The sequence below is a fragment of the Piscibacillus salipiscarius genome, assembly GCF_042685285.1.
In the GTDB taxonomy this organism is placed as follows: Bacteria; Bacillota; Bacilli; order Bacillales; family Alkalibacillaceae; genus Piscibacillus; species Piscibacillus salipiscarius.
In genome coordinates, this window is sequence record NZ_JBHUMZ010000023.1 from 85,834 (window position 1) to 103,716 (window position 17,883).

The window sequence follows — 17,883 nt, forward strand, 5'->3', positions numbered from 1 at the left end:
CTCATCACCCCTAACCTTCATCGAATTTCAATATGCTTTTGCTCATCGTGTTTATGTTGTTCATAATAAGGAACAATCGCATCAATGACATTTTTAAAGTCTGGACAGGCTATGCCAGATCCTTCTAAGTCTAACTTAGAATGAGTAGCATCAAACTCAGATTTAAACGTGAAATAATCTAAGGCTTCTTTCTCAACTTTTAACCACTTTCTAATAATAGAAAAAGATAGAAACACTTTAGCAAACAACAAAGGAATAGTACCTAATGGCTTTCTATTTAATAAACGCTCTAACATCATTCGATAGATGTCTTTCATCTGATAAGGATTAGAATCTGTTAAATGATACGTTTTTCCGATGCCTTTATCTGAATGGCTTAAATAAATAGTTGCGTCTATTATGTAATTAATTGGCACAAAGTTCCCTTCAGCTTCTCCTTTACCTAGATAAGGGATGATTGGAGAAAAACGCAAACGGTCGAAAAAGTTTAATAGAAAATAGGGGCCATCGAATTTAGTCGTTTCACCAGAGTTAGAATGTCCGACAACAACCCCAGGTCGTATAATGGTGAGTGGTACGCTCTCTTTCAACTGCTCAACAAGTACTTCAGCTTCATATTTTGTATGTTCATAATGATTCTTAAACTCTTGCTTTTTATCAAGCTCAGTCTCTAAAATAGGCCCTTGCCTTTTTCCTGCAACATAGGCCGTGCTGAAATAGACATATCTCTTGAGGTTTTTTAAAGACTTCACCCACTGATTGACATTTGCCGTGCCTTTGACATTAACCTCATAGGCTAGCTTTTTAGGTACAGCAAGGTCATAAATGGCTGCCAAGTGGAAAACGTATCTAACAGAATCGATTAATTGCTTATTCGTCTCTGTTTCTATATTTAAATTTGGCTTGGTAATATCTCCTAAGATTAATTCAAACTTTGGCCCGCTTTCACCCATGTTTAATTCTTCTTTAAGTTGAGTTAATTCTTCTTGGGCTTTCGTCTTCATAGTTGGTAAGACGAGTAAGGAGATTTTGCCCACATCCGAATTTCCTTTGATTAATTGCTTAATTAAATTAATTGAGATAAAACCAGGAAAACCAGTAAAAAAATAATGATTCGCCATTAAGACACCACCTCCAATTAAGTGTTCAATCAAAATCAACCTTGATTGACGACTTCACCCTTAACTGCCTCAGAATAATCTGATCCATAAGCTTCTTTGATAAGGCTTTCGTACTTTTTTTCCACCACATTTACTTTAACAGTTAACTTAGGTGTTAATTCACCCGTTTCAACCGACCACTCGTCACCAATAATGATCCATTTTTTGGGTTTCTCGAAATCTGCTAGATTCGAAGTATGTTCTTTAATTTCTTTATTGAACAGCTCTAATGCAGCTTCTTTCTCTACTAGTTCCTGATAGCTATCATATTGAAGATTTTTCCCTTTAGCCCAAATTTCTAAGTTTTCATAGTCTGGATAGATGAGACTGATCACATACTTTTGCTTATCTCCTACCAAAACGGAGTGTTCAATATAAGCACTATCATTAAGAGCGCTTTCAGAAATCTGAGGGGCAACGTTTTTACCTGTCGATAAGACGAGTAATCGTTTTTTCCTTCCTATTATTTTTAGGTAGTCTTCATCGTCAAACTGACCAAGGTCACCTGTGTGGAACCAGCCATCAACAAAAGCCTGTGAGGTAGCTTCATCATCATTATAATAGCCTTTCATAACACTTGGGCCTTTAACTAATACTTCACCGTCCTCTGCGACTTTAACGTCAATATTAGGTAATACTTTTCCTACTGTCCCAGCCTTAGCACGGATCATTGGATTCGTTGAAATGACAGGAGTTGTTTCCGTCAAGCCGTACCCTTCAAGTAATGGTAAATCAATCGCCCAAAAGAATTTAGCTAATTCTGGGTTAAGAGTTCCACCACCAGAGACCATCCCTCTTAACCGGCCACCCAGTTTCTTTTTAATCTTTTGATAGACTAAACGATCTGCAAGTTTCCATTTACGTAAGAACGATTTAGACATGGTTTCACCTAAAATTAATTGATCAAAAGAAGATTCTATATATTTCTCGTATCGTTCTTCACCAACTTTTACAGCCCAATTAAACACATTTTTCTTAACAGGTGTTCCTTGGTTGATCTCTTCCATGACTTTGGCATATACCTTTTCAAATAATCTTGGAACACTTGTTAGAACAGTTGGTCTGACTTCTTGTATGTTTTCTTGGATGGTATCAATACTTTCTGCATAAGCAATAGTGGTCCCAACGGATAATGGCATATAATGACCTGCCATCCGTTCAAAAACATGTGATAGCGGAAGATATGATAGTGAGAGGTCTTCTGGTAGAAGTTCGATTAACCAAAATTGAACACCTTCAATATTAGCTAGAAAATTCCCGTGTGTTAACATGACTCCCTTTGGCATACCCGTCGTGCCAGAGGTGTGGATGATAGTAGATAAATGGTCTCGATTAATTTGTCGCCACTGGTTTTCCCATTTCGGAAGGGCATGTTCTTTTCCATATTTCAGTAGCTGAGCAAAACTTAACTCTCCTTCATCATAAGAAGACTGATTGTCAGGATACATAGTAATAATCCACTCAACGTTAGAGTGTGTATTTAACACTTTTTGCCTTTGCTCTTCATTCTCGACAACAATGGCTTTAACGTCTGCGTTGTTTAAAATATAATTAATTTGCTCTGAAGGTAACGTCGGATATATTGGCACACTTACGGCTCCTATACTAGCAGAAGCAAAGTCAGTCATTCCCCACATCGGGTTACTATTCGATAGGAGCGCCACTTTATCATTTGCTTTTAATCCTAAGTAGCCAAATCCTGCTGCGGCATGCATCATACGACTCCAAAAATCCTTATAAGTTATTCTTTTATACGCACCTCCTTCTTTCCACATAAAAGCATCCTTATTAGGGTGCTTTTTAACGGTACGATCAAGCATTTCTACTAAATTATTAGGTTTCATCATGCCTCCTCCTTTTTAAAACGAGAAAGAATTGAGTACAGTTTGTAACTTAAAAGCAAGCCCCATATTCCCTTTAATTTTGAGTTTACCACCCATGAATGCAGCCGTCGGATTGAGTGTACCTGCGACCATTTCCTTAAAATCGTCTCCATTCATCTCAAGGGTTACTTGAGCGGGTAGCTCTTCGCCTTCAACAGCACGCGGACCTTGTTCATCTATAATCATTTGATAGATTCCTTCTTCATCACCTTTAATATTAAACTGGTAAACTCCTTCCTTACCTTTTGTTGCATCTGGATCATACTTAATCGCTGCATCAATCATTTGAAATACTTCAGACATAGTCGGTTTTGTCATCTCTTCTTGTCGTGCCATGACACGATTCCTCCTTATATCCTCTCAATTATGGTGGCTGTCGCCATTCCGAAACCAATACACATGACTTGTAACCCATACTTGCCGCCTTCATCTTCAAGTCTATGAAGAAGCGTTGTGGCTAATCTTGCTCCACTGGCACCGAGCGGATGCCCCAAGGCAATGGCACCACCTCTTTGATTTACAATATTCATATCAGGTTGAATTTCTCTTTCCCATGCCTTCACAACAGAAGCAAACGCTTCATTTATTTCAATCGCATCAATTTGTTCCAGTGTAAGTCCGGCTTTTTTCAGAACTTTCTTTGTGGCCGGGATTACACCTGTTAACATCATTACTGGATCGACACCAACTACGGAACGGGCAATAATTCGAGATCGAGGCTGCAATCCAAGCTCTTTTACTTTGCGTTCAGACATGAGTAACAGACCTGCTGCACCATCACTAATTTGACTTGAATTTCCTGCTGTCACAACTCCTCCATCTGGCTGGAAAGATGGCGTTAATTCTTTTAATTGATCCATCGATGTCTCTCTACGAATCCCTTCATCCGCTTTAAACGTTGTCGCACCTGTATCTGTCTTAACATCAATCGGAATAATTTCTCGCTCAAAATCTCCGCGATCTGTAGCCTCTTTAGCTTTTTGATGACTTAGTAATGAAAACTCATCTAGCTCTTCACGTGATAATCCCCAGTTTTGTGCAATCATTTCAGCTGAGAAACCTTGCGGAACAATTTGATGACGGTCAACCAACTGATCACTAAATGCTCCTAAATCACTTGCCATTGGAACTCTAGACATATTTTCGACTCCGCAGGCAATGACCACATCTTCATCACCAGCTAATATGGCCTGAGAGGCATTATGAATAGCTTGCTGACTCGATCCGCACATACGATTTAAAGAGAATGATGGTACCTCTACAGGGAAACCAGCGGCCAAGACTGCCAGCCTTCCGATGTTGCCACCTTGTTCATCAGTCATCGTGACACATCCAGTTACCACATCATCAACCTCCTCAGCATTGATTCCATTACGATTAACGAGTTCTTGTAACACAGGAACCAATAAATCAACGGGGTGTGTCTTAGCTAACGTCCCGTTCTTTTTGCCAGTTGCCGTTCGAAGGGCATCTACAATGTATACATCCGGCATGATTACTACCTCCAAGTACTAATAAGTGAATAATTCAATACCACCTGACACATTCAGTCCAACACCAGTAATGTACTTCGCTTTATCTGAAACCAAAAATGTTATAGCATTCGCAATGTCTTCAGGTTCTCCAGGTTTCTTTAAAGCAGTACGGTTAATCATTCGTTCATTCATTTTCTGATTTCCCATATTAAAAGCTTCAGTACTAATAATTCCAGGAACAATTGCATTGACATTAATGCCATGTCTAGCACCTTCCAAGGCCATACTTTTGGTAAAACTGAGTAAGCCTCCTTTTGTTGCAGAATAACTCGCTTGCCCAAACCCTCCTAAAGTTCCTGCAACAGAAGACATATTAATAATTCTTCCATCACCTTGTTCCTTCATATATGGCCAAACAGCCTTTGTGCAGTTATAAGCACCCGTCAAATTAACATTTAAATCACGTTCCCAAAAATCATCGTTTTGGTTCTCAATTTGAGACACATGATCTAACGTCCCTGCATTATTTACTAAAATATCGATCTTACCAAACTCATCTATAATCTTTTCAAAGACCTCCTGAACCTGCTCTCGATCGGTCACGTCCATTTTCATAGAAAAAGATTGCCTTCCCATGGCTTGAATTTCCTTTGCTGTTTGGTCCGCATACATTACTTTTGTACTCTGCATCACTTGTGCAATAGGTCCAAAACGCTCAGCCTCTTCCTCACTGCTTTCATCTGATTCTATTAGAATGTCCGTAATAACAACGTCTGCTCCTGCCTCTGCTAACGCAAGTGCATCTGCACGGCCAAGACCTCTTGATGCTCCAGTCACAACCGCAACCTTACCTTTTAATAAATCATTCCAAGATGACATACGATCACACCTTTTTAATTAAATTCACTTAATAAATTGTGGCTTTTCTTTTTGGAAAAACGCTGCAAGACCAATACTTGGTTCATCCGTCATAAACGTTTCGCTAAACGCTTGAGCTTCAACCTCTAACCCCTCATTTAAAGAGCCTTCAGCGGCATTAATCGCCCGTTTAGCAAGACCCATAGCATGAACAGCGCCTTCAGATAATTGTTCTGCAAATGTAGTTACTTCAGCTTCAAAATGCTCTGGGTCTACTGCTTGATGAATTAAACCTATCTCCTCAGCTTCTTTTGCTGTTAATTTTTTCGCTTTGAAAATCAGCTCAGTCGCTTTGGCTCGACCCAGTAATTGAGTCATACGCTGTGTACCCCCTGCACCCGGAATAAGTCCAAGAGATAACTCGGTTAAACCAATCTTACCTTCTCCCATTAGCCTGAAATCACAAGCTAAAGCAAGTTCGCATCCACCGCCAAGCGCATATCCATTAATGGCAGCTATAACAGGCTTTGTCATATCCTGAAAACGCTGAAAACACGACTGCATTCTCGCACATTGTTGAGCTATGCCATTTTCTTCTTCTGTAAAATCATGCTCGCCTGAGATCATTCCTTTTAAATCGGCTCCTGCTAAAAAGGTTTTGGGATGATCCGAGGCCACTACGACGACTCGAACCTGATCATCAAAGCTTAATTCATCTACAGCAGCCTCCAAGTCTTGCATCAACTCTTCACCAATCGCGTTTGCAGGAGGATGGTTGATCCAAATCCATGCAACTCCTTGATCTCTTCTTTCGATATGAAGTGTTTGATAAGACACCTTATTCCTCCTCTACTTGTGCTAAACTTTTATGTTATAAGGTTCATATTGCCGTCTTGCAATCACTAAATGCTGCACCTCATTTGTGCCTTCAAAAATGTCAAATACTTTCACATCACGATATAATTTTTCAACGATGTGACCATCTAATCCAAGAGGACCAAGTAATTCTAAACACTTTGAGCAAACCTCTAAAGACATCTGACCTGAATAAGCTTTACACATAGCCGCTTCTTTGGCATTAGCCATTCCTAAATCAGCCTTCCACGCAGCTTCCCAGGTCAACAAGCGAGCAGCTGCAATATCCTGCTCTGCTTCAGCTAATAGTTCTGTAGCTAAATGATACAATTTACCGTGCTTAGGAAACTCGCGTTTGACTAAATCTAGAGTATATTCATACGCTGCACGCGCAATTCCAATAGCCATAGAAGCAACAATCGGCCTTGTGCTATCAAATGTTTTCATAGCCACTTGAAATCCCGATGGCTTAGAACCACTTACTTGATATAGCTCTTCTCCACCAAGTAAGTTTTCATCTGGAACAAAACAGTCTTCAAATAATAATTCAGCTGTCTCATTAGCACGAAGCCCCATTTTCTTAACTAGCTTTGTGCAACTAAACCCTGGCGTTCCTTTCTCAACGACAAAAGCGCGTTGTCCAGCTCTACCTAAAGAAGGGTCAACCGTTGCGAACACAACTACCCACGATGCTCTTCCGCCATTGGTGATAAATATTTTTTGACCACTCAGTATATAACCGCCTTCTACTTTTTTCGCCGTTGTTCGAATTCCTGAAGCGTCAGAACCTGCATCAGGTTCAGTTAAAGCATAAGCACCCCAACGCGGCTGGTCTTTTTTAAAAATAGTAAGGAATCTCTCTTTTTGCTCAGGAGTCCCGCTACTTTCAATAGGTGGGCCGCCTAATCCAGCACCAGGAAGGGACAAAGTTACAGCGGGGTCTCCCCACGCCATTTCCTCAGTGGCCAGCACTCCCATTCGGTTACCTTCTCGTTCCTTTTTGGGTCCTTGAGATTTTTGATCACTACTAAAGGATGAGGTATTTAAATGAATCCCCATTTTATTAACTTGTTCGAGCCAATCATCAGGAACTCTTTCTAAACGGTCTGCTTCCATCGCAATGGGCCTCATTTCATGCTCTGCAAACCAATGGGTCATCTCCTTAATTTGTTTTTGCTGCTCGGATAATTCAAACGAAATCATAAGCTTTAACCACCTTACTTTCCTTAGCGCCGACAATCTTCTTTCCCCACCTGTGGAGGTAATCTAGCTCTCTACCATATAGCGCAACTTGTGTTTGGGCATCGCGCATCCATTTTTCAACCGGGAATTCTTGTATAAATCCATGCCCACCTAACAACTGCACAGCTGAATCTGTGACATAACGTAATGACTTGTGGGCACGGTAGATCGCTCTTAATGCTAGACCTTCGGCATCCTCCGACTCTTGATCAGCTTTAACCGCAGCCTCCCACAATAGGTGATTGGCAACCCTCGTTTCAATCGCCATCTTCGCAATTCTAAAGGACACACCTTGAAACTTAGCAATTTCTTGCCCGAACGCTTTACGGTTTGCCGTATATTCTGTTGCATAATCAAGTGCTGCTTCCATTAGCCCGACTTCTTTGGCTGCTTGAAGAATTTGTATTCTCATCAACGCTTTCTTGATTAATTGATCCGCTTCAATCCCTTCAGCTAACACTTGATGATGTGAAACAAATTCTTTCTCCATTTTCACACGACCAATTCCAGCAGTTAGAAGGCCTAACCGATAATCTCCTTCTTCAACAGACCAACTATTTGTTTCATCAACTAATAAAACAACTTTATTTCCACGATCATCGCTGCCACAGACTACCATTTGATCCGCTTGTTTGGCTAAACGGACGGGCTCTGATTCCCCATTTAGCACATATCCATCATCTTTTTTTGTAATGGTTAATGGCTTATTCCAGTTCTCTTCAGGAATGTTGATAAACGCAACGACTTGATTTCGTAATTTAACTTTCAGATCACCTTGATAAACTCTAAAAACAGAAGCTGCATCGCCACAATCTGGCATACCTTGCATAACTCCAAGGTCTCCATAGGTAAGACCTTGGAGAATTTGCACTTGCGTCATAAGAGGAAGCTCTAACCCCTCCAAACTTTCAGGTAATTCAAGTGATAAAAAACCTAAATCTTTCATCTCATGAATTAAGTCAGAACTAACCTGTTTCGAATCTTCCATTTCTTTAGCTTGCGGTCTAATTTGTTCTTCAGCTAGTTTTCTAGCCACTTTAAAGAAAGCGGTTTCATCTTCTGATGGACGAAATGATATCACTAAAGTTCCCCCTCAACTATTTCTTCTATGCCGATTGACGATACGTCGCTAAAATGTCTTGTAGCTTTAAAGCTAACCCCATATTGCCTTTGATTTTAAGTCTCCCGCTCATAAAAGCTTGAGTACCGTTTAAATTACCTTCAACCATTTTGATAAAGTCTTCTTGACTCATTTTAAGCGTACAGTCTGGATCTTCATCCTCTCCAACCGTTGCATATCCCTCATTACCTTTTAACACCAATTGATATGCTTCACCATCTAAATAAAACTGATAAACCGCCTCTACACCTTTTGCACGGCTCGGATCTTCATTTAATGCTGCGTCAATTTCTTGAAAAACTGCCTTCAACTCAGACATCTAAATTCCTCCTTAAATGTTTTGTGTTAATGTTCTAATTTCATACTATTCTGAATCAATTTCAAATAAAATTCCGTAATATGTCGGGTTTCTAATGAAGTTTTCTGTAAGTCATACGAGTTTTGTATATAAGAAAAGCGCAGTCTGCGATTATTAATTAACCGCGGGCTGCGCTTGAATAACGTTTATTTTACACTCGTTCTTGATAACAAGATCTAACAAAATTAATACGAGAAAAGGAACCGAACGTAAAAATCTCTAAATTCACTCTACCAGGAAACAATTCCTTAACGATTTCTTGATCCGAATAACCTAAATCGTGTAATTGCTTCACCTTAAATTTGGTTTCCTTTAGGTAATTAAGTTTTTCCTTAAGCATTTCGCGTCCGTGATTAACCGCTCCTTGATGACCACAAAATACTTTTGTAAAATTTAATTGCAGGAGTGACTCTATAGCATCAATGTATTCTGTAATAGATTCACCTTGTAAAGACACTTTAGGGTGCGGTGTCACATATAAATCACCCGTAAAAAGCCACCCTTCATTTTGCTCATATAAGCACACATGATCGTAAGTATGACCAAGCGTTTCGATTGGCTGAAATGTAAAATTCGAGGTATTGATAACCTTTGGGTAAGCCTTAATCAAACTCTTTTGTTCTTGCTTGAAAACCTTTTTATACCAAGAATGATTAATGTCTTTTGTTATTAAAGACATCATATTAGGGTGACAATAGATGGTCGATTGTTGATAAAAAGCCAGCCAAGGTACCATTCCAACATGATCAGTGTGGTGATGAGTCAGAGCTACCTGTTTTGGCTTAATAGATTTAAAAAAAGGTATGAGAGAGTAACGATTAATCTTAGGGCCAGTATCAATTAATAACCCGTCAATATAATATAGATATACCGACATTTTCCTATAAAACGGGTTAACGGGAATTTCTTTTACCATCACATTGGTTTGACTCATGTTCATCTCACCCTTGACCATATTACTTATTATTTAATCCTATAAATGGGTTATTGGCTACCCCGACAAATGAAGGGGTGAAAATAATTTCCTTACCATAGCCCAGCTCAAATATTATTCATTTGGTTCACCTTCATCATCCACTTTTTGAAATAACACCTCTGGAATCATTTCGAAGCCTTCAATAACGGTGTTCTCCTCCACTTCAAGCATTAGGCAAACTTTCCCGTTCACTTGAACCTGTCTGACATATTTTAAATCTTGTGGGCCAACTGATATATCAGCAATTTTCGTTTTAATTTTGATCGACTTTTTATTATATTTTGGAACGATACTACTCGCCTTAAACTCATATTGTTCATCATCAATAACTGTTTTAAAAGCCGTTTGAACTTTTTCCTGGTCAACGTCTTTTACTCCGCTTCTTTTGAGCACATGTTCAACATCTTTATAGTCGAGCTTAGGAGGCTCTTCTTCTTCATGATTTTCCATGACGTGATGAATCTCTTCATATACATTTGAGAGAGTGGAAGTGTTGATTTGGTCACCCGTTACTTTTTTCACCACTTCCTCAAAGACCACTTTGTCTTCCTGAGCCGTCATGATCTCCTCAGCATTTAACACCTCTTCTATGAAATGATAATCAAGCTCGTTTGCTTTACCTGTTGAATAAAGGACATGATTCACATCCGAAGCCTGATCTGTCACCGACGGAAACATGAATCCTGAAACGGGCTTTTTCAGATTAATAATTGGATCAACAACGATATTATACTTGAACTCTTTCTCGATATAATCAAATAACAATTCTTTCTTCGGATCCTGCGTTTTATTAATGCTACATAAAATAAATGGGTGTGAGTAAACCGTGTCTCGGTCACTTTCATCCCCCTCGTCGCTTTGATTCTTCATCGGAATTCTCACATCTCCTCTTACAAAGGTGAGGACAAGATCCATTTCGTACTGCTTATCTTTAAGCATTTTTTCAACTAACTGCATCATGTGGTTCGTCCACTCATCCGTATTTTGACTTAATAAACCTTGATGAAGAATCATTTGGCTATTATGTTCTGATTCACGATTAAACTTCAGTTCGAATAGCTTCTCATCTAATTGTCCTGTTAAAACCTTTTTAAAGTTGTTTAAAAACAATTCTTTCTGTTCGTCTTCTAACATTTCAAAAGGTAGACTTTGAGCATGATAGATTTCGCTTGATTCTTTCATTATGTACACGTTAAAAATTTCACTAATATTAAGTAGGTCATTGTCTAATTTAAATTGTTTACGGATATTTGCGATATCTTTCTTATTCAATTGATTCACTCCTATGATGTAAAAGTCATACCGCTTTATTTTATCATAGAATACAGTTGAATTAGTTAGTCATAAAATATGAATTTTGGATTAGGTGATTGTTTTTCTAGTAAAGTGCAGAGATTTTCTAGAAAAATAAGACACTCTTCACGTTTATAAGTATTCACACAATAAAAAACGCCCTTAAGTCAGGCGTTTAAGTACAGTCATTTAATTCTTCGTATTTCGAGCAGTTGATTTGGCCTTTCCTCTTCTCTGTTCGTCTGGACGTTTACCTTCACCGTTTCGCTTAACTTTCGGCGCTTTTGAATCCTTTGTCATATCCATCCCTCCAATCAGTTATTATCGTAACCGTATAAGGAAGGATTATGTACGTTTACTGGTTCTTCTTTTATAGGTGATGCTTTAACTTGTTTTAACGTTGCCACGATGAGAAAACTAACAATGACTAACAACAACCATGAGCTCACCTTACCTAAATGAACAAGACTCCAGGCTTCCGTTTGATTTGGGTATTCCCAAGCACCGAAGAATGTTGCGATGTTCTCAGCAATCCATATAAAAAAGCCGATTAGAACGAACGAAAGCGAAAGTGGCATACGGTAAATTTTTTGACCCACTTTATAGTTCACCCACGACTTCCAGAAAATAATAATCACTAAAGCTGATAACCACCAGCGAACATCGACCCAATAATGGTGAGTGAAAAAATTTAAATAAATGGCAGCTGCAAGTGGTACGACTAAATATTGCGAGGGCCACTGTACTAACTTCACATCTAGCCTTCGCCAAGCTTGACATAGATAGCTCGCAACACTTGCGTACATAAAACCGCTGTATAACGGCACCCCAAAAAACTTTGAATAAGCCTCTTCAGGATACGACCAAGAGCCCATGTGGACTTTGTAAATTTCTAAAGCTAAACCAATTATGTGAAACAGGGTGATTACCTTGAGTTCATCCTTTGTCTCAAGGCCTGATTTGAGCATCCACCATTGCATGAGCAAACAAATAATTAATAGCCAATCGTAACGAGACATTTGTGGCATCGGAATAAACTTTGTGAGCGCTAAAGAAGCAAAGATGACAATAGGAAACAGACACGATAAAGCTTGAGCCCAGCCAAAACGAACGAGCTGCTCTAATGACCTCATTAAATATGCCTCCCAAAATAACATTTGTTATTTTGATTATAAATAATTATTTATCGAAATTCAATAAATAATTATTGATTGATTAATAAAAAAGACTCTCACTTATTCAGTAAGAGCCTCTGATGACATATAAATTAACCTTGATCAATTTTCATTCCGATAAATTTCATCTCGGTCATATCTTCTATTGCGTATTTAACACCTTCTCTTCCTACACCACTTTGCTTCACTCCGCCATATGGGTGGTTATCCTGTCTGTAAGTTGAAATTTCATTAATCCATACCCCGCCCATCTCGAGCCTGTCTGCTACTCGCATGGCACGATTAATATCCTTTGTAAACACTCCTGCCTGAAGTCCATAAATCGAATCATTTGAACGTTGAACCGCTTCTTCCTCTGTGTGGAAAGGAATGACTGACACAATTGGAGCAAAAACTTCTTCGGCGATGATTTTCATATTCTTTTTCACGTTCGTCATAATGGTTGGCATTAATATCGTCGATTCACGCTCACCACCTACTTTGACCTCGGCTCCATTTTGAACGGCATCATCAATCCATTGTTTGGCACGTTTTGCTTCATCTTCGTTAATCATTGGCCCAATATCGGTATCTTCTTTAATCGGATCGCCTATTTGAAGTACTTCTGTTTTTTGAACATAATTGGATAGAAACTCATCATATACATCATTTTGCACATATATTCTTTGAGCTGAGATACAAACTTGCCCAGAAAATGCGAAAGCACCTTTCACTAATTCCGTTGTTGCCTGTTCGAGATCAGCATCGTTAAACACTATATTAGGGGAATTAGACCCAAGCTCTAATGTCACCTTTTTAAATCCTGCATTTTCCATAATATTTTTTCCGACTGGTAAACTGCCTGTAAAGCTGATTTTATGAACCTTGTCATGTTCTACTAATGGGGCACCTACTTCTTCACCAGAACCAATGACTAAATTAATAAAACCTGCTGGAAGCCCCGCTTCTTCAAAGAGTTTTACTAACATATAAGCTGACACAGGCGTTTTCTCTGCTGGTTTAAACACAACCGTGTTCCCAGCAGCAATCGCAGGAGCAAGTTTATGAAGTGATAAATTTAGCGGGAAATTAAACGGGGTGATCGCACCAACAACCCCTAATGGTTCCCGCTTGACGAAACCCATGCGATGCTGACCACCAATTGCCGCATCCATCGGAATCACTTCGCCTGTAATGTGTTTAGCACCTTCCGAGGCAAAGCGCAGTACTTGCATTGCTCGTTCCACTTCGCCCCGGCTATATTTAATCGGCTTTCCTGCTTCCTTACTAATGACTTCTGCAAACTCTTCACTTCTCTCAATTAGGAGATCCGCCGTTTTCCTTAAAATATCAGCACGCTCGTGAGCAGGCATGGCCTTCATATCATGGTGGAATTTTTCATAACTATTTTCGATTGCCTCATTCAAATCGCTTTTGGTCGCAAGTTTAACTCCCGCAATCTTTTCTTGATTATAAGGATTTAAAACGTCAAGCGTCTCTCGGCCTTCGTCTAACCGCTCCCTGCCGTTAATGATTGACCCTATTTTCACTATTTAAAACCTCCTTATCTAACAAATTAGATTTCCTAACTTTTCCGTTAGCTTCATATTTTCTTTATAATCAACTGGGCAGTCGATTAATACGGGCTTATTCATGGAAATAGCTTGATCTAAGACTGACTTTAACTCTTCTGCTTTTTCAACTTTAAGTGCTTCAAAACCATATGATTTAGCTAAAAGTTTAAAATCAGGGTTTCCGAATTTAATATGGGATGAACGGTTAAACGCCTTCATTTGATGCCACTCGATTAATCCGTAACCTTCATCACGCCACAGCAATATCACAATCGGCAAATTTAAGCGTTTAGCCGTTTCTAATTCCATGCTCGTCATCTGAAAAGCTCCATCCCCGCAAACAGCCACAACCTGTTTATCTGGATAGACCATTTTCGCTGCAATGGCGCTTGGAACAGCAAATCCCATCGAGGCGAGTCCATTAGAAATTAAGCATGTATTCGGCTCATAGCAGTGATACATCCGCGCCATCCACATCTTATGAGCACCGACATCAGAGATGACGATGCTGTCTTCGTTAAGAACCGAACGGAGATCCGAAATGATTTTCTGAGGCTTAACGGGATAACCGGAATCTTCTTTAAATGAATCTAGTTCAGCTAGCGCTTTTTTTCTAACCTCATCGACCCAATCTAAATCGCGTTCTCGTTGTGATAGTGCACCTGTTAGATTTCGAATATTTTCTTTTAGGTTACCAACGACATTTAACTTTACTGGATAACAAGCATCCACTTCAGATTCTTTTGTATCAATGTGTAAAATAGGAACTTGTCCATCTGGATTCCAGTCCTTTGGGGAATATTCAGCCATATCAAACCCAATTGCTATGATTAAGTCCGACTCGGTAAAACCGCACGTAATGTAATCGTTACCGCCAATACCTGCCGTTAATAAGCTGTGCTTATCTGTCCATGGTATAGCACCTTTACCCATAAATGTATGAACAACCGGTAAGTTCGTTTTGACGACTAATTCCCTTAACTCATTCGTAGCTTTCCCTCTTGTGACACCATTACCAGCTAATATAATCGGTCGTTTTGCTTGATCAATAAGCTTAGCGGCTTCCTGAATAATCGGTTCATCTGCCTCTGACAGCTTATGCTCAGCTAAACTTAAAGGCGCCCCTGATGCCTCTTTGCTTGCCACATCTTCAGGCAGTTCAATATGCGTTGCACCAGTCTTTTCTTCTGTTGCGACTTTAAAAGCTTTTCGGACGACTTCAGGAACGACATCAGGTGATTTAATTTGTGCGTTCCACTTTGTTACTTCGCGGTAGACATCTTCCATATCATAATATTGATGAGACACTTTATGCTGACGTTCCAGCCCTGCTTGACCTGTAATTGCGACAATTGGACATAAATCCATATTGGCATTGGCAACACCAGTAAGTAAATTCGTTGCACCGGGCCCTAAAGTTGCAAGACAGACACCAGGTTTTCTAGTCAGTTTGCCATAAGTCCCTGCCATAAACGCCGCACTTGTTTCATGGCGGGTTACAATAAATTCAATTTTAGAATCGCGAAGAGCGTCCATCACATCAATGTTTTCTTCACCTGGTACACCAAAAATATACTCGACTCCTTCATGCTCTAAACATTTAACTAATAGTTCCGCTGCTTTCATGCACTCCATCCTTTCTACTTACGAAATATCATTGATATTCTTCGGTTGAACCATTGCGTGGTAAATATCATCTAGTGACCATGTACGGCCCTTCTCATCACGGTAAATGATATGGTCTCGTGTGAACTTGGTTGGCGAATCAATACCAGCTGCCGCCGCGACTCGGTACAGTCCCTTGCGCATTGAAATTAAGTAATTTGCCGTTCGCCATTTTTTCTCTTCAATGACAAGCCCCTTTTGTAAATCGGGATCTGTCGTTGCCACTCCTACTGGACAAGCATTTGACTGACATTGAAGCGCTTGAATACAACCAACTGTAATCATGAATGCTCTAGCAACGTTCACAAGGTCTGCCCCCATAGCAAGAGCAATGGCAATTCGGTCAGGTGAGAATAGCTTTCCAGATGCGATCAGCTTCAAGCGATCTCGTACCCCGTGCTTACGCAGAGCATGATCCACTAATGGTAATGCAGACTGAATGGGTAGCCCGACACTATCAGCAAGTTCCTGATATGACGCACCTGTACCACCTTCACCACCGTCAATTGTAATGAAGTCAGGTCCCTTTCCTGTTTCTTTAATGGCCATAGCTAGCTCTTCTGCTTCATGATGACTTCCAATCACAACTTTCATGCCAACGGGTTTTCCTGAGTGTTCCCGGATTTTTTCAATAAAATCAAATAGCGATGGTAAATCACTAAATTCACGAAAACGGTTTGGACTATCAATCGACTTAAACGGTTCGACCATTCTAATTCTTGCGATTTCTTCCGTTACTTTTTCCGCATCAATGTGACCACCTCTCGTTTTCGCCCCTTGTGCTAATTTAATTTCAAAGGCCTTCACTTCAGGGATTTCGCTTTTCTCTTTTAAGGCGTCCCAACTAAAATTCCCTTCACGGTCACGCACACCGAATAGGCCAGGCCCAATTTGCATGATTAAATCAACACCGCCTTTTAAGTGATAATCAGAAATCCCGCCCTCACCAGTGTTCATCCATGTCCCTTTTGCGATGCCTAATCCTTCCGAAAGTGCCGTAATGGCGCGATCACCTAAGGAGCCATAACTCATCGCCGACATTCCAATTTGGCCTTTAACAATAAACGGGTCTCTTGCATTCTCTCCGATTACGACCGCGTCATCATCTTCTAATAAATAGACTCCTGATTCATTCTCTTCAAGCTTTTCATCCCTCTGTCCAAATAACGGTTCATTGATAAGCAAGTAGCGATTCGTTGTTACTTTAGTTTGCCGGTCCATCTTTAACTCTTCCGTTAATTTCGGAAAAAGTGAATTACGAATATAAAAACCTGGCTCATTAAAATCACGCTGTGAGCCATAACCGATCACGTCACGCTTATATTTAGATTTTTTCACAATATGTTGAAAGTCCACTCGAGTAAAAGGCTTGCCTTCATTATCACTATCAAATAAGTACTGCCTTAATTCTGGACCGATATTTTCAAAGAAATAACGAGCCCTTCCGATTAGAGGGTAATTTCTAAGAATCGGATGCTGCTTCTGTTTTTTATCAATCGTAAATAAATAAAAAGCAGATATTATGAGAGCTAAAATAACAAGCGTACAAAAAATAAAACCTATTACGGTCATGACATTAGCAAGATTCATTACGGCGCCTCCCTTGAAATTGCTAAGTTTAGTTTGACCTTTTTCAAATTAATTATGAAAGATGCTAAACTAAAACAGATACTAAAATGGAATGAGGAGTTAAGATGAAGATTAAGGGGCAATCGGTATACTTAAGACCAATTCGTGATGAGGATATTGATAGTATTTATATGGGGTGCCAGGATGAAGAGATTTTGTATATGACGGGAACTCATCAAAGGTTTACACGTGATAACATTGTGAATAGCTATAAACAATTTAAACAAGATTCCTCCCGTTATGACTTTGCGATTTGTTTAATTGAAAATGATGAGGTTATTGGTGATTTAGCGATCTTAGACATTGACCAAAATAATTATAAAGCAGGATTTAGAATTTCGTTACATAGCCAAAACAAATTAGGAAAAGGTTACGGGACAGAGGCTATCAGGCTTGCACAACGATTTACGTTTGAAGAGCTTAAGCTAAATCGCTTAGAATTAGAAGTTTACTCGCATAACGTTCGGGGGATTAAAGCTTATGAGAAAGCTGGGTTTAAGGTCGAAGGAAGATTAAGACAATCTCTTTATATGAAGCAGCAATACTTCGATGAAATTTTGATGGGAATGCTGAGAGAGGAATATGACCGATTAGATAATAAATCCGAAAATTAGATAATAAACCGTTATTAAAAAAATACC

At 39.5% G+C, this 17,883-nt stretch carries 16 protein-coding genes; 1 reads left to right on the top strand and 15 read right to left on the bottom strand.

The window, feature by feature from the left end:
* Positions 1-17: 17 nt before the first annotated feature.
* The 15 genes from ACFSW4_RS10760 to ACFSW4_RS10830 all read right to left on the bottom strand — a co-directional run bounded on the left by ACFSW4_RS10760 (position 18) and on the right by ACFSW4_RS10830 (position 17,203).
* Complete coding sequence (locus ACFSW4_RS10760; protein WP_377329221.1) at positions 18-1,121, bottom strand: SDR family oxidoreductase; 1,104 nt, start codon at positions 1,119-1,121, stop codon at positions 18-20.
* A 35-nt stretch (positions 1,122-1,156) separates the two neighbouring features.
* Positions 1,157-3,004, bottom strand: a complete 1,848-nt coding sequence (locus ACFSW4_RS10765) for an AMP-dependent synthetase/ligase (RefSeq protein WP_377329223.1) — start codon at positions 3,002-3,004, stop codon at positions 1,157-1,159.
* A 15-nt stretch (positions 3,005-3,019) separates the two neighbouring features.
* Entirely contained in the window at positions 3,020-3,379 is a 360-nt protein-coding gene (locus ACFSW4_RS10770) for an SCP2 sterol-binding domain-containing protein (RefSeq protein ID WP_279401665.1), read from the bottom strand.
* A gap of 14 nt (positions 3,380-3,393) precedes the next feature.
* On the bottom strand, positions 3,394-4,536 hold the full coding sequence (locus ACFSW4_RS10775) for a thiolase family protein (protein ID WP_377329225.1): 1,143 nt from the start codon (positions 4,534-4,536) through the stop codon (positions 3,394-3,396).
* Positions 4,537-4,554: 18 nt separating this feature from the next.
* Complete coding sequence (locus tag ACFSW4_RS10780) at positions 4,555-5,397, bottom strand: SDR family NAD(P)-dependent oxidoreductase (protein ID WP_054753765.1); 843 nt, start codon at positions 5,395-5,397, stop codon at positions 4,555-4,557.
* A gap of 24 nt (positions 5,398-5,421) precedes the next feature.
* Positions 5,422-6,213 (bottom strand): enoyl-CoA hydratase/isomerase family protein, encoded by a 792-nt coding sequence (locus tag ACFSW4_RS10785; protein WP_054753767.1) that lies wholly within the window; start codon positions 6,211-6,213, stop codon positions 5,422-5,424.
* 21 nt (positions 6,214-6,234) lie between these two features.
* Positions 6,235-7,434 (bottom strand): acyl-CoA dehydrogenase family protein, encoded by a 1,200-nt coding sequence (locus ACFSW4_RS10790; RefSeq protein WP_054753769.1) that lies wholly within the window; start codon positions 7,432-7,434, stop codon positions 6,235-6,237.
* Positions 7,421-8,554: an acyl-CoA dehydrogenase family protein gene (locus tag ACFSW4_RS10795; RefSeq protein WP_377329227.1), complete on the bottom strand. Its 1,134-nt coding sequence runs from the start codon at positions 8,552-8,554 to the stop codon at positions 7,421-7,423. Before ACFSW4_RS10795 ends, ACFSW4_RS10790 begins: the two co-directional genes overlap by 14 nt.
* A 25-nt stretch (positions 8,555-8,579) precedes the next feature.
* Complete coding sequence (locus ACFSW4_RS10800; protein ID WP_054753771.1) at positions 8,580-8,912, bottom strand: SCP2 sterol-binding domain-containing protein; 333 nt, start codon at positions 8,910-8,912, stop codon at positions 8,580-8,582.
* A gap of 190 nt (positions 8,913-9,102) precedes the next feature.
* On the bottom strand, positions 9,103-9,885 hold the full coding sequence (locus ACFSW4_RS10805) for an MBL fold metallo-hydrolase (protein WP_377329229.1): 783 nt from the start codon (positions 9,883-9,885) through the stop codon (positions 9,103-9,105).
* A 114-nt stretch (positions 9,886-9,999) separates the two neighbouring features.
* On the bottom strand, positions 10,000-11,199 hold the full coding sequence (locus ACFSW4_RS10810; RefSeq protein ID WP_054753774.1) for a DUF4317 domain-containing protein: 1,200 nt from the start codon (positions 11,197-11,199) through the stop codon (positions 10,000-10,002).
* A 335-nt stretch (positions 11,200-11,534) separates the two neighbouring features.
* Complete coding sequence (locus ACFSW4_RS10815; RefSeq protein ID WP_377329231.1) at positions 11,535-12,353, bottom strand: DUF817 domain-containing protein; 819 nt, start codon at positions 12,351-12,353, stop codon at positions 11,535-11,537.
* 134 nt (positions 12,354-12,487) lie between these two features.
* Positions 12,488-13,927 carry an aldehyde dehydrogenase family protein gene (locus ACFSW4_RS10820; RefSeq protein ID WP_377329250.1) on the bottom strand — a complete coding sequence of 480 codons (1,440 nt, stop codon included), beginning with the start codon at positions 13,925-13,927 and terminating at the stop codon, positions 12,488-12,490.
* A 15-nt stretch (positions 13,928-13,942) separates the two neighbouring features.
* On the bottom strand, positions 13,943-15,574 hold the full coding sequence (locus ACFSW4_RS10825) for an acetolactate synthase large subunit (RefSeq protein WP_377329233.1): 1,632 nt from the start codon (positions 15,572-15,574) through the stop codon (positions 13,943-13,945).
* A gap of 18 nt (positions 15,575-15,592) precedes the next feature.
* Positions 15,593-17,203, bottom strand: a complete 1,611-nt coding sequence (locus ACFSW4_RS10830) for an FMN-binding glutamate synthase family protein (RefSeq protein WP_377329235.1) — start codon at positions 17,201-17,203, stop codon at positions 15,593-15,595.
* Positions 17,204-17,307: 104 nt separating this feature from the next.
* On the opposite strand from ACFSW4_RS10830, the gene ACFSW4_RS10835 reads away from it, so the two are divergent.
* Positions 17,308-17,856 carry a GNAT family N-acetyltransferase gene (locus tag ACFSW4_RS10835; RefSeq protein ID WP_377329237.1) on the top strand — a complete coding sequence of 183 codons (549 nt, stop codon included), beginning with the start codon at positions 17,308-17,310 and terminating at the stop codon, positions 17,854-17,856.
* Positions 17,857-17,883: the final 27 nt, after the last annotated feature.

Coding starts and splice junctions, on each gene's coding strand:
- ACFSW4_RS10765 (WP_377329223.1), bottom strand. CDS start 3,004: ATGAAACCTAATAATTTAGTAGAAATGCTTGATCGTACCGTTAAAAAG.
- ACFSW4_RS10815 (WP_377329231.1), bottom strand. CDS start 12,353: ATGAGGTCATTAGAGCAGCTCGTTCGTTTTGGCTGGGCTCAAGCTTTA.
- ACFSW4_RS10825 (WP_377329233.1), bottom strand. CDS start 15,574: ATGAAAGCAGCGGAACTATTAGTTAAATGTTTAGAGCATGAAGGAGTC.
- ACFSW4_RS10830 (WP_377329235.1), bottom strand. CDS start 17,203: ATGAATCTTGCTAATGTCATGACCGTAATAGGTTTTATTTTTTGTACG.
- ACFSW4_RS10770 (WP_279401665.1), bottom strand. CDS start 3,379: ATGGCACGACAAGAAGAGATGACAAAACCGACTATGTCTGAAGTATTT.
- ACFSW4_RS10800 (WP_054753771.1), bottom strand. CDS start 8,912: ATGTCTGAGTTGAAGGCAGTTTTTCAAGAAATTGACGCAGCATTAAAT.
- ACFSW4_RS10760 (WP_377329221.1), bottom strand. CDS start 1,121: ATGGCGAATCATTATTTTTTTACTGGTTTTCCTGGTTTTATCTCAATT.
- ACFSW4_RS10835 (WP_377329237.1), top strand. CDS start 17,308: ATGAAGATTAAGGGGCAATCGGTATACTTAAGACCAATTCGTGATGAG.
- ACFSW4_RS10805 (WP_377329229.1), bottom strand. CDS start 9,885: ATGAGTCAAACCAATGTGATGGTAAAAGAAATTCCCGTTAACCCGTTT.
- ACFSW4_RS10780 (WP_054753765.1), bottom strand. CDS start 5,397: ATGTCATCTTGGAATGATTTATTAAAAGGTAAGGTTGCGGTTGTGACT.
- ACFSW4_RS10775 (WP_377329225.1), bottom strand. CDS start 4,536: ATGCCGGATGTATACATTGTAGATGCCCTTCGAACGGCAACTGGCAAA.
- ACFSW4_RS10790 (WP_054753769.1), bottom strand. CDS start 7,434: ATGATTTCGTTTGAATTATCCGAGCAGCAAAAACAAATTAAGGAGATG.